This is a genomic window from Nonomuraea sp. MG754425 (genome assembly GCF_021699195.1).
GTDB lineage: Bacteria > Actinomycetota > Actinomycetes > Streptosporangiales > Streptosporangiaceae > Nonomuraea.
In genome coordinates, this window is record NZ_SSXE01000147.1 from 22,767 (window position 1) to 33,751 (window position 10,985).

The window sequence follows — 10,985 nt, forward strand, 5'->3', positions numbered from 1 at the left end:
CTCGACCCCGTTGTCTGACCAGCGAGCCGAGATGGGGCGGGTGCTCGGGCTGGACGAGGCCGTCTCAGAAGAGGTGTTGTGCGCCGCGCTCGCGGACGCGACGTACGCGGCCAACCTGCTCACCTGCCGCCGGCACCCGGACCTGCTCCGGCATCTGCTGAAGAACCCGCCCCGGCGGCAGGCTGAGGTGCCCGTTCACGATCTGCTGGCCCGCGCGGGCGGCGCACTGGTCAACTGGGCGCGCACCGGGTTCACCCATGTCGACGAGGAGACTTACCAGCGGCGGGTGACGGCGTGCGAGCGCTGCCCCGAGCTGCGGGACGCACCTCAGAGCCCGGCGCGCCGCGCCCTGTACACGATCGCGACGCTCGGCCTCGATGACAAGTCGATCTGCGGCAAGTGCGGGTGCTCGGTCGTCCGGAAGGCTCGCTTGACCTCGGAGACCTGCCCCGCGCCTGATCCGGGTGAGCCGGGGATGACCCGATGGCAGGAGCCCATGGACCGGACCGACGATGACCCACCGCTGCTGGACAAAGAGGAATGACGCCGTTCCCGGGCAGGCCTGCGGCCTCGGCGCGAGCCGATGGCAGGCGTGGTGTTCGCGTGGGAGCCGCGGCCACATGCCTGCTGGTCAGTGTGGCGTGCACCGGTGGCATACCGGAGGCGCCACGCGCGTTCACCGGTGGTTTCACGACGGTCGAGGCGAAGAACGTGCCTTGGTTCGTGACGGTGGCGGTGAGGCACTCCGGACAATGGAACGTGTGCAGCGGCGCCCTGACCACGCCACGCACCGTCGCGACCGCGGCTCACTGTGTGCTCGAGGGCGCGGAGTACTGGGTTTACCGTGGTGCCCTGCTGGCGGACGACCACGTGAAGGCCAGCAGCGCGCAAGTCCTCGCGCCCAAGGCCGGAGGGGATGTGGCGATGCTCACTCTGCCCACCGCGCTGCCGAACTCGCATTTCCTGGAGGTCAGCGACGCCCCGCCGGTCGTCGGCGGTCAGTACTACCTGTTCGGTGTGGGCACGGTGCCAGGACAGGCGACGGAAGCGCCCAAGAATCGCACCATCCACCGCCTGCTCGTCGGTGTCGGCCAGATCGACACAACGAATCGGATCGCCGCTGTGGTGGCCGCGAAACGTCACATGGGATGTGTCGGCGACTCGGGCGGCCCCATGGTGGACAAGGAGCTCACCACCCTGTACGGAGTGATCAGTACCGGCTATCCCAAAGGCGCAGGCGTCTCCTGCCCGGCCATCCCTCCGACCGATGCGCTCACGAAGATCGGCATCGTCCAGCCTCACTTCGCCGTCCTGAGCGGTACGCCGACCTCGGCCGCCACTGGTTAGGCGTCATCGCGTCCTCAGCCGATGCCGAAGGCCCCCGCCAGCATGGTCAAGGTGAGGGGGTCCGAGTCAGGGTCCAGCATCCAGGATGCTGACAAGGTCCAGCCCGCCGCCGTCTCGTCGAGCGCGCCCAGGAATTCCATGCTCAACTGCTCCCCCTCCGCGGGCTGGACGCGGACGGTGAGGGCACAGGTCGCCGACAGCTTCGTACCGGGCGTGTGGGTCACGGACAGGGACCGGATGGTCGCCGGGATTCCTGGGAGGGCATGGCTCAGATAGGCGTCGAACGTGAAGGCACGCTTCTCGGTCGCGCCCGCCTTCGCCGTGGTGACGGTCACGCCGAGGAGGTCGATGGTCACCTCGGCCAGGAAGTCGGGCAAGGGGGCGTCGCTCTTGGTCGCGGTCGAGAGCCAGGCGATGAGATCCGCCATCTGCAGACGGTCGATCCGGCACCATTCGATGCGAGTGCCGTTCTCCATCCTGCTCTCGAGGGGGATCGTGGTCTTGCCCAATGTGATCTTGCCGTAGGCCGAGGTGTCCGTCACGCCTGCTGTCCAAACTCGCAGTTGCCGGTGTCGAAGCGGTTCTGCCCACGCACAGGACGTCTGGCACGCCGCCCGAGTCAATGATCCGTCAATGCTGAAGGTCGGTCTGGTCCTCGGCCATGCTGTTGTTCGGCAGGCCGCAAGGGCGTCTTGGAAAAGATTCACGCCCTCGTGGCGTCGGTGCGACGGGCCCGGGGGGACCGGTCATGGTGTTCGCTCACGTCATGTGCCGGATGTGTGCTCGGAGGCCAGGCGACATCGTCGACTGCGAGGAACGGCGAGACCGCCAGCGCGGCCGGTGTCATCCCGGTGAAGGTCATGACGTCCCTGTGCAGGTGGGACTGGTCGGTGTAGCCGCAGTCCGCCGCCACCGAGGCGGTCCGGTGGCCGGCGGCGAGACGGTGGGCCGCCCGGTCGAAGCGGATGAGCCGGGCCGCGCGCTTGGGGGTGAGACCGGTCTGGGCGCGGAACCGGGACCACAGGCGCTTGCGGCTCCATCCGGTCTCGGCGGCCAGTCGTTCGACGCGTACCCGCCCCCGGTCGGCCACCATCCGCCGCCAGCAGAAGGCGATTTCCGGGTCGACCGCCCGGCCTGCGCCGTCCAGCCGGGCCAGCGTGGCCTGCGCGATCGCGAAGCGCTTCGCCCACGACCCGGCGGCACGCAGGTCGGCCCATAAGCAGGCGCGCTGCGCTCGCCCTCCCACTGCACCGGCGGCTCGGGAGGACGCATGCGGCGTGTCCCGAACGGCGGGGCGGCGTACGGGATCCCGAGGAACGCCGCCACTCCCTGGTCCATCCGGCCGCGCAGCCGGCCACCCGTCACCTGAACCACAGGCGAGCTGCTCACGGTCCCCGTCATCACTCTCTCCTGTCGCTTGGTCTCGCACGTGCAGCCTTGCCGAACACGAGATCGAGCATCACAGGCTCAGGGCCAGGGCGTCTTGCACACATGTTCCGTTCTACGGTCACCAGCTCGGCGGGTGTGGTCCATGACGGCCGTAACGTGGTCCTCGACGGCCGGAGCGCGCTGGACGAGTGCGAGTCGGCAAGACCTTCAACCCTGACTTTCAGGCGCCACCGCGGCGTCCATCCCTCTCTGCCTACTTGAGTCCACCGAGACGAAGGGCATCCTCGATCTCGCTGAGCTTCGCGGGCGGCAGGACGCCCGCCTGCCCGATCAGGTCTTCCCTGCCCAGGGTGACCAGCCACGTGCAAGGGATGAGGCCGGGACGGGGAAGCGCGACTCTCAGGACGCCTTCGAGAGGCAGTCCTTCGGGGGCACCTACTGCCACCTCAACGGCCACGCCGCTGATATCGGTGCCCGCGGGAGCGACGACCTGCATCGCCAAAAAACCGGACGCCTCTTCTCCCGACAGCAGTACGACTGCCCGCTGCTCGTCGAAATCTGCCCACCAGACTTCGCCACGTCGCATATGTCCTCCTGATCCGGGACGGCGCGCCTGCGTCGCCCCCTCGACCGCCGCCTACTCCAGGCACAGATCGTCATGTTGGCTGGTCAGGGCCGGTGAGAAGACGGCTGCGGCTACCGATGATCATCGTGAGCCGTGTGGACAGACGAAGATCATGCGGTGGCCGCAGCTCACAGCGTAGACCCTGCCCGGTGGCAGGAGACGTTCGAGGGTCTGATGGTCCGGATAACGGCGAGGTTCGCGCGGGTCGAACCACGCCCTCGGGCGCGGATGACGTACGGGAGTACGTGGTGGAGCATCTGCACGACCGCGAGCTGTACATTCCGCGCTCGTGGACATGCGACCCGGACCGCTGCCGGGCTGCGGGCCTGGACGAGGACACCGTCTTCGCGACCAAGCCGGAGCCGGCCGCCCGCATGATCGGCCGGTTCCCTGACTCGGGCACCGCGCGGAACCGGGTGGCGGGGGACGAGGTTTACGGCGGCAACCCGAAACTGCGGTCCGCGCTGAAAGAGCGCGGGGTCGCCTACGTGCTCGCCGTCGCCTGCTCCCACGAAGTCACCACCGCGGCCGGGAAGTTCCGAGCGGATGCCCTGGCCGCCAAGGTGCCCAAGCGGGCCTGGCAGAAGCGATCGGCAGGGGCCGGCGCCAAGGGGCACCGCTTCTCCGGCTGGGCCGTAAAGTGGTTCCTGGAGGCGGTTGACCTTCGGCGGTCTTGACTCCTGAAGTGTCTCCTCTTCGTGATCTGGATCCAGGATGATCACGTCTCATGAAGCAAACGATCATAGGTTTCGCCGCCGGCGCCGCCCTCCTCTTAACCGCCACGCCCGCCGTCGCCGCCCCCAAGGACCCGCTCGCGGCGCTGCGGGCGCAGCTTGCGGCGGGCAAGGGCGTGTCCTTCTCCTTCCGCATGTACGGGCAGTCCGCGCCCCTCACCCAGACCGGCCGCCTGCAGTTCGGCAAGAAGGGCATCGCGGCCTCCGACGTCACCGGCAAGCTCGCCACCGTTGACGACGAGAAGCCGGCCGACGACTTCGGCGGCGGTGCGGATCCGAGCCCTTCGGTCACCGCCATGAGCAAGCCGGAGCGCACGATTCGCATCGGCCGGACGTCCTACGTCAGTGGCGGCCCGATGAGCGCGGGGCTGCCCGAGGGCAAGAAGTGGTACAAGCAGTCGCCGGGCTGGACGAGTGGCGTGACCGCCCTCTTCGGCGGTTTCGTCAACGCGGCCGACCCGAGCACGTTGAAGGTGCTGCTGGCACGCTCCAAGCGCAGCGGGTCGACGTACAAGGGGTCGATGAGCGTCAAGGACCTGCTGAAAGCCTCGGAGTGGTCCCGCGCCACCATGTGGTGGAAGCTCGACTCCGGGGTGAAGGTGAGCTGGACGCTCGCCGTCGGCTCCTCGGGCCTGCCGGTCAAGCTGACCACGCGGCTGGAGAGCAAGAAGATCGGCGTGAGCAAGACCGCGATGGAGATGCGCTACACCAAGTGGGGCGCCAAGGTCTCGATCAAAGCCCCGGCCGCGAGCACGGTGACCGCCAAGCTCGACCCGGAGAAGGCCGCACTCCGACTCCCTCCGGCGCCCAAGCGCTGATCACGGCCCGAGGATGCCGACGCCCCGATGGCCGGCGCAGGTCGCGATCATCCGTTGCCGACGTCACCGATCACGCGCGGCCCTGGGCTGAGCAGTCGCGCCGCTCGATGGAGACCACGGCGTCCCACGCCGATCCGGGCCGCCCAGGAGCCTGCGCTCGCCGACGGCCGGGCCCGGCAGCGCGGATGAGAACACCGCGCCGGGACCCGGAATCGCTCACTGGTAGGCGGAGGCCTGGAGGTCGTACAGGTGGGCGTACCGGCCGGCGAGGTCGATGAGCTCGGCGTGCGTGCCGCACTCGATGATGCGGCCGCCGTCGAGCACGACGATCAGGTCGGCCATGCGGATGGTGGCGAACCGGTGCGAGACCAGCAGGGTGATCCCGCCGGTGGCGTGCTGCCACTCCCTGGCCGCCTCGGCGTAGCGCTGGTAGACGTCGTACTCGCTGGCCGCGTCCAGCGCGGCCGTCGGCTCGTCGAGGACGGCGAGCTGGTGCCGTCCGGGGCCTGCACGACGCCGCCGTAGCCCCACAGGGACTTCGCGGCCGGCTTCAGGGGCTTGGCGCCGGCCTCGACGGCGGTGCCGTAGAGGCTGTCGACGGTGGCGGGCACCTCCAGGGCGACGAATTCCAGGTGGGCCATGGTGCCCACGCCAAGCACGCCAGGATGGGTGCGCTTCTGGATTCCTGATCGATATGACCCTTCGTCACGAGCGCCCAGGGCCTCAGACGTGCCATTGATCGATTTCCACGGACAACGGCTCAGCTCGCGTTCGGTGGAATGCCGGTCAGGGGGAGGTGGTGAAAGCCTTCGACAGACCGGTCACGTCCAGGACTTTGCGCAACATGCCGTGCACGTGGGTCAGTTCCATGTGACCGCCTGCTGCGACGACTCTGCTCTGCGCCTGGAGCAGGGCATGCAGGCCGCTGGAGTCGCAGAACTGGAGATCGGCGGTGTCGACGGTGAGACGTGTGCAGCCTTTCTCCAGGGCGGTGTTGACGAGTGGTTGGAGCAGGGACGAAGAGGAGAGGTCGAGATCGCCGTCGAGAATCAGATCGCCGTCAGGGGCATGGACGTCCAGGTGCAGGTCCAAGGTATTCATCGAAAACCCTTTCTCCTGGTGTGGACTACCTCTGGGCGCGGCCTGATCCCGGATGACCGCCCGGTACGGATATACGTCTCGGCGTTCCTGCCGTGAAAGCCGGTAGTCGACACCTGTCAGCCTATCCGAGGCCGTGCGCCGGCATCTCTGCTGTTCAGCAGGCATCGTCAGCTCAAGGCGGGTCAAGCTTCGGTCTCGCCGCGTGGGGCGCGCCGTGGTGGTCTGTCGACGTAGGGATGGTGCAGGTCGAAGGCCGGACGTTCGGTGCCGATGCGCGGCAGCGAGGTGAAGTTGTGCCGCGGCGGCGGGCAGGACGTGGCCCATTCCAGGGAGTTCCCGAACCCCCACGGGTCGTCCAGGATCACCTCGGGGGCGTGGCGGTGTGTTCGGTAGATGTTGTAGAGGAATGCCAGGGTCGAGGCCCCGAGCAGAAATGCGCCACTCGACGAGATCGCGTTGAGCGTGGTGAATCCGTCGGCGGGACTGTAGTCGGCATAGCGGCGCGGGAAGCCCAGCATGCCGAGCCAGTGCTGGATGAGGAACGTGGTGTGGAAGCCGATGAACAGCGTCCAGAAGTGCAGTTTGCCCAGCCGGTCGTCAAGGATCCGGCCGGTCATCTTCGGCCACCAGAAATAGAAGCCGGCGAACATCGCGAAGACGACGGTGCCGAAGACCGTGTAGTGGAAGTGGGCGACGACGAAGTAGGTGTCGCTGATGTGGAAGTCCAGCGGCGGTGAGGCGAGGATGATCCCGGTGAGCCCGCCGAGCAGGAAGGTCACCAGGAAGCCGACGGAGAACAGCATCGGTGTCTCGAAGGACAGGTGGCCGCGCCACATGGTGCCGGTCCAGTTGAAGAACTTCACCCCGGTCGGCACGGCGATGAGGAACGTCATGAGCGAGAAGAACGGCAGGAGTACCTGCCCGGTGACGAACATGTGGTGGGCCCACACCGTCATCGACAGTCCGGCGATGGCGATGGTGGCGCCGATCATGCCGAGGTAGCCGAAGAGCGGTTTCCTGCTGAACACCGGGATCACCTCGGTCACGATGCCGAAGAACGGCAGCGCGATGATGTACACCTCGGGGTGGCCGAAGAACCAGAACAGGTGCTGCCACAGCATCGCGCCGCCGCCGGCCGCGTCGAAGACGTGGGTGCCGAGCTTGCGGTCCGACTCCAGCACCAGCAGCGCCGCCGCCAGCACCGGGAACGCCAGCAGCACCATCATGCTGGTCAGCAGGGTGTTCCAGGTGAAGATCGGCATTCGGAACATCGTCATGCCCGGTGCCCGCATGCAGATGATGGTGGTGATGAAGTTGACGGAGGCGAGGATGGTCCCCAGCCCGCTCAGTGCCAGCCCCATCACCCACAGATCCGCGCCGATGCCGGGGCTGGGGGTGAACTCCAGCGTCGACAGGGGAGTGTAGGCGGTCCAGCCGAACGGGGCCGCTCCGCCGGGCACGAGGAAGCCGCTGATCACGATGAGCCCGCCGAACAGGAACAACCAGTAACCCACCATGTTCAGCCGGGGGAAGGCGACGTCCGGAGCGCCGATCTGCAAGGGCATGACGAAGTTGGCGAATCCGGCGAAGAGCGGCGTCGCGAACAGCAGAAGCATGATCGTGCCATGGATGCTGAAAAGCTGGTTGAACTGCTCCCGCGTGACCACCTGCAACCCGGGAGCGAGCAACTCGGCGCGGATCACCATCGCCATGAGACCGGCCAGGGAGAAGAACACGAAACTGGTCGAGAGATAGAGATACCCGACCACCTTGTGGTCGGTGGTCGACAGCCACGAGACGATCAACGGCGCGGCCCTGCCCCGGTGCCTGACCTGCACAGGGGTTGCGGGTTCCGACTGCTTGTCGATCCCGGCCATGACATGTCCCCCTCCCGCCGACTGCCGGGGGGACACGAACGTGGACTTCCCGCTGCACCGCATGCCTAATCGAGGCGAGGCCCGGGTCTGTCCGGGTGATCATTTCGTGGCCCGCGCCGCTGCGGCCGGCCCGCGTGAGGGGATGCCGGCCTGCTTGCCCGGCACTTGACTCCATCCATATTGCGAGTATATCTCTAGAGTTCGTCACTAGAGTTCAACTCTATTTTCTTGGAGGAGCCGATGGACCAGCCCATCACCACCCGGAAGCCGCACCCGGAACCGCAGCGGGACCAGGAGGAGGAGTCCGTCCACCGCGCGCTGGAGGGCTACTACCACGCGGGCAAGCCGCCGTGGGACACCGGCGTGACCCCGCCCGAGCTGGTCGCCATGGTCGAGGGGCACGGCGCGCTGCCGCCCGGCCGCGCCCTCGAACTCGGCTGCGGCACCGGGACCAACGCCGTCTACCTCGCACGGCACGGCTGGAAGGTGACGGCCGTCGACCTGATCGACCGCGCCGTCGACCAGGCCAGGGAGAAGGCCGAGGCGGCGGGAGCGGCGGTACGGCTGCTGCACGGTGACGCCACCCGCCTCGACGAGCTGGACGCTTCAGGTCCCTTCGACCTGTTCTTCGACCTGAGCTGCTACTGCGGGATCCCGCTGCACCGCCGCGACGCCTACGCCGCCGGGCTCACCCGTCGCGCCGCTCCCGGAGCACGGTTGCTGATGTTCGGGTACGGCCCCGAACCGGTCGGCCGCCCGATCCCCGAGGTCGCGTCGTGGGCGGCGGGCGTCACAGCCGACGAACTCCGCGCCAGGTTCGCCGGCTGGGAACTGCTCGACGTCACACCGGGCACCAACTCGGTGCCGACCTTCTGGTTCACGCTGCGCCGCGCCGCCTGAGAGCCGATCGTCCGGCCGCACCGCTGCTGACGTCCGAGGGTGCCTCCCGCATGAGGGGGCACCCTCGGATGCCGGGAGGCCCGCCCGCCAGGGTCGTCCTGGCGACCTCGGCAGATCAGTCGCCGCGGTCCCTCGGCGCGAGCGCCTGTGGTCATCCACTTCAGTAGGGTGCCGGCATGGCCCATCCCGACCCGCCTGGCTCTCGGCCGGCCGGCTCCTCCTACACCCCGACGCTCCCGGCCGCCGAGGCGGAACGGATCCGCCAGTGGCATCAGCGCGCCTACGAGGCTGCCAGGACCGAGGCGGGCTCCGGCCGGACGTTCAGCTACCTCGGCAGGACTCTGGTGGTTCCGCCCGGAGTGCAGCCGATCACCGGCATGTCGCATCTTCTGGGTGAGGCCGTGTTGAACGAGGTCCGTCCTGACGACCGGGTCCTCGACATGGGCACCGGCTGCGGCGTCAACGCCATCCTGGCCGCCTCGACGGCCGGCAGGGTTCTGGCCGTCGACGTCAGCCCGATCGCCGTTCGGACCGCTCGGGACAACGCCGAACGCAACAATGTGGCTGACCGGATGGAGACCCGTCACAGCGACGTGTTCAGCCACGTCGACGGCCGGTTCGACCTGATCGTCTTCGACCCGCCGTTTCGCTGGTTCGCCCCGCGCGACCTGTTCGAGGCCGCCACCACGGATGAGAACTACCGGGCTATGACGACGTTCTTTCGCGACGCCGGACGGTACCTGACCCCCGGCGGACGCATGCTGATCTTCTTCGGCACATCGGGTGACCTGGCCTACCTCAAGCAACTCACCGACGAAGCGGGATTCACCAGACAGACCGTAGCCCACCAGGACCTCGTCAAAGACGGCTGGAGAGTCGACTACTTCACCTTCCGCCTGACCCGAACTGCTGCGGCGGCCCGGCCACGTCCTCCCGCTTGAGCCGCCTGACCTGTCATCGGCTGGTCCGGGCGGTCTGCCGGATCCGGTCCGGTCCGGCGCCACCGGGTAGCCGGGCGGCGAGGAACCGGCCGGCCCGCTCCAGCGCCGCCGTCGCCTCGGGCGATCCGGTGAGCTGGAACACGTGCGCCTGGCGCGAGGCCACCTCAAGGGTCACCTCGACCTCGTCGGTCGCGGCACGCCCGGCCAGTCGTACGGCGTCGTCCAGCAGGACCTCGCTCGAACCGGCCTGGATCAGCAGCGGCGGCAGCCCGGTGAGGTCGGCGAAGATCGGGCTCGGCTCGGGCGCCGAAGCGTCGCCGCCGGCGAGGTACTGCTCGAAGTACCAGGCGAGTTCGGTCTTCGTGAAGATCGGGTCGACGCCGTCCTTGGTCCGCATGCTGGTGCCGCTGAGGGTGAGGTCGACGGCCGGCGAGAACAGGGCCGCCGCCGCGGGCATCGGCAGGCCGGCGTCCCTGGCGCGGGTCATGGTGACGACGGCCAGCCCAGCCCCGGCCGAGTCGCCCGCGATCACCAGCCGCCGGGGGTCGACGCCGGAGTCCAGCAGTTCGCGGTAGGCGGCCAGGCAGTCGTCGGGCGCGGCGGGGAACGGGTGCTCCGGGGCCAGCCGGTAGTCGAGGGAGAGCGCCCGGCCGTCGAGGTGCCGCAGCAGTCCGGCGATGAGGTGGGCGGGGACCCGCGCCGATCCGACGACGAAGCCGCCGCCGTGGATGTACATGAGCACGTCCGGGCCCGTCGTGCCGAGGGCCCGGAGTTCCAGCGCGGGCCGCCCGCCGAGCGTCGTCTCGGACGAGTGGACGTCCGCGGGCAGGGGCCTGGTGACCAGGGTCGCGAACTGCTCGCGCTGTTCGGCGAGGTTGCGCATGTCCGTCCTCCGAAATTAGTTAGGCTGCCTGACTGTCAGGTGACCTTACCATGCCTGCTGATATCGTCAAGGCGCCTGACAAACTTGCGGAAGAGGGACGCGCGCGGGGATGGCGAACGCGTGGAGGGCGAAAGCCCAGGTCAGCTCGCCGGTCCCGTGGATGGGCCGGCCGGGCTCCCGGTGAGACTCGGCTCACACTTCCGGACAGGTGTCACACTCTGCCCGCCCGTCCGTCTCTCGGGTCTGTCGAAACAAAGGGGATCGTGATGACCGACAGCCGGACCGCAATCTTCGGCGACCATCGTGAGCTGCTGTTCTCCATCGTCTACAGCATGCTCGGCAGCGTCGCCGACACCGAGGACGTCCTGCA

The 10,985-nt window shown here is 68.3% G+C and carries 12 protein-coding genes and 2 pseudogenes; 6 read left to right on the plus strand and 8 right to left on the minus strand.

Translation table 11 applies throughout. The features are described from left to right. Positions 1–10 precede the first annotated feature (10 nt). Both FAF44_RS38045 and FAF44_RS38050 read left to right on the plus strand, forming a co-directional pair. Positions 11–544, plus strand: a complete 534-nt coding sequence (locus FAF44_RS38045; protein ID WP_237108214.1) for a hypothetical protein — start codon at positions 11–13, stop codon at positions 542–544. 59 nt (positions 545–603) lie between these two features. Continuing rightward, positions 604–1,347: a trypsin-like serine protease gene (locus tag FAF44_RS38050; RefSeq protein ID WP_237108215.1), complete on the plus strand. Its 744-nt coding sequence runs from the start codon at positions 604–606 to the stop codon at positions 1,345–1,347. A 14-nt stretch (positions 1,348–1,361) separates the two neighbouring features. On the opposite strand, the gene FAF44_RS38055 is transcribed toward FAF44_RS38050, so the two are convergent. The 4 genes and pseudogenes from FAF44_RS38055 to FAF44_RS38070 form a co-directional block, all read right to left on the minus strand. Continuing rightward, positions 1,362–1,889, minus strand: a complete 528-nt coding sequence (locus tag FAF44_RS38055) for a hypothetical protein (RefSeq protein WP_237108216.1) — start codon at positions 1,887–1,889, stop codon at positions 1,362–1,364. A 161-nt stretch (positions 1,890–2,050) separates the two neighbouring features. Continuing rightward, the gene (locus FAF44_RS38060; RefSeq protein WP_272895561.1) at positions 2,051–2,440 is read right to left on the minus strand and encodes a helix-turn-helix domain-containing protein; all 390 of its coding nucleotides are present in this window, start codon (positions 2,438–2,440) and stop codon (positions 2,051–2,053) included. Positions 2,441–2,589: 149 nt separating this feature from the next. Further along, positions 2,590–2,748 (minus strand): annotated as a pseudogene (locus tag FAF44_RS56060) (carboxylesterase family protein); the annotation flags it as partial. 241 nt (positions 2,749–2,989) lie between these two features. Further along, positions 2,990–3,322 (minus strand): type II toxin-antitoxin system PemK/MazF family toxin, encoded by a 333-nt coding sequence (locus tag FAF44_RS38070; RefSeq protein WP_237108218.1) that lies wholly within the window; start codon positions 3,320–3,322, stop codon positions 2,990–2,992. A gap of 302 nt (positions 3,323–3,624) precedes the next feature. On the opposite strand from FAF44_RS38070, the pseudogene FAF44_RS38075 reads away from it, so the two are divergent. Both FAF44_RS38075 and FAF44_RS38080 read left to right on the plus strand, forming a co-directional pair. Next, positions 3,625–3,996, plus strand: a pseudogene (locus FAF44_RS38075) (transposase); the annotation flags it as partial. A gap of 92 nt (positions 3,997–4,088) precedes the next feature. Then, positions 4,089–4,913 (plus strand): hypothetical protein, encoded by an 825-nt coding sequence (locus FAF44_RS38080; protein WP_237108219.1) that lies wholly within the window; start codon positions 4,089–4,091, stop codon positions 4,911–4,913. 216 nt (positions 4,914–5,129) lie between these two features. On the opposite strand, the gene FAF44_RS38085 is transcribed toward FAF44_RS38080, so the two are convergent. The 3 genes from FAF44_RS38085 to ctaD all read right to left on the minus strand — a co-directional run bounded on the left by FAF44_RS38085 (position 5,130) and on the right by ctaD (position 7,891). Beyond that, a complete protein-coding gene (locus tag FAF44_RS38085) occupies positions 5,130–5,444 on the minus strand; it encodes a hypothetical protein (RefSeq protein ID WP_237108220.1) in 315 nt (104 codons plus the stop codon). Positions 5,445–5,699: 255 nt separating this feature from the next. Then, positions 5,700–6,014, minus strand: a complete 315-nt coding sequence (locus FAF44_RS38090) for an STAS domain-containing protein (protein ID WP_237108221.1) — start codon at positions 6,012–6,014, stop codon at positions 5,700–5,702. A 182-nt stretch (positions 6,015–6,196) separates the two neighbouring features. After that, positions 6,197–7,891 carry a cytochrome c oxidase subunit I gene (gene ctaD / locus FAF44_RS38095; protein ID WP_237108222.1) on the minus strand — a complete coding sequence of 565 codons (1,695 nt, stop codon included), beginning with the start codon at positions 7,889–7,891 and terminating at the stop codon, positions 6,197–6,199. 240 nt (positions 7,892–8,131) lie between these two features. Here ctaD and FAF44_RS38100 point away from each other — a divergent pair, with 240 nt between their 5' ends. Both FAF44_RS38100 and FAF44_RS38105 read left to right on the plus strand, forming a co-directional pair. Then, positions 8,132–8,791 carry a class I SAM-dependent methyltransferase gene (locus FAF44_RS38100; RefSeq protein WP_237108223.1) on the plus strand — a complete coding sequence of 220 codons (660 nt, stop codon included), beginning with the start codon at positions 8,132–8,134 and terminating at the stop codon, positions 8,789–8,791. Between the two features lie 176 nt (positions 8,792–8,967). After that, positions 8,968–9,732: a methyltransferase gene (locus FAF44_RS38105; RefSeq protein WP_237108224.1), complete on the plus strand. Its 765-nt coding sequence runs from the start codon at positions 8,968–8,970 to the stop codon at positions 9,730–9,732. Between the two features lie 13 nt (positions 9,733–9,745). On the opposite strand, the gene FAF44_RS38110 is transcribed toward FAF44_RS38105, so the two are convergent. Further along, a complete protein-coding gene (locus tag FAF44_RS38110) occupies positions 9,746–10,615 on the minus strand; it encodes an alpha/beta hydrolase (protein WP_237108225.1) in 870 nt (289 codons plus the stop codon). Positions 10,616–10,985 lie beyond the last annotated feature (370 nt).

Coding starts and splice junctions, on each gene's coding strand:
- FAF44_RS38060 (WP_272895561.1), bottom strand. CDS start 2,440: ATGGTGGCCGACCGGGGGCGGGTACGCGTCGAACGACTGGCCGCCGAG.
- FAF44_RS38070 (WP_237108218.1), bottom strand. CDS start 3,322: ATGCGACGTGGCGAAGTCTGGTGGGCAGATTTCGACGAGCAGCGGGCA.
- FAF44_RS38080 (WP_237108219.1), top strand. CDS start 4,089: ATGAAGCAAACGATCATAGGTTTCGCCGCCGGCGCCGCCCTCCTCTTA.
- FAF44_RS38090 (WP_237108221.1), bottom strand. CDS start 6,014: ATGAATACCTTGGACCTGCACCTGGACGTCCATGCCCCTGACGGCGAT.
- ctaD (WP_237108222.1), bottom strand. CDS start 7,891: ATGGCCGGGATCGACAAGCAGTCGGAACCCGCAACCCCTGTGCAGGTC.
- FAF44_RS38100 (WP_237108223.1), top strand. CDS start 8,132: ATGGACCAGCCCATCACCACCCGGAAGCCGCACCCGGAACCGCAGCGG.
- FAF44_RS38105 (WP_237108224.1), top strand. CDS start 8,968: ATGGCCCATCCCGACCCGCCTGGCTCTCGGCCGGCCGGCTCCTCCTAC.
- FAF44_RS38110 (WP_237108225.1), bottom strand. CDS start 10,615: ATGCGCAACCTCGCCGAACAGCGCGAGCAGTTCGCGACCCTGGTCACC.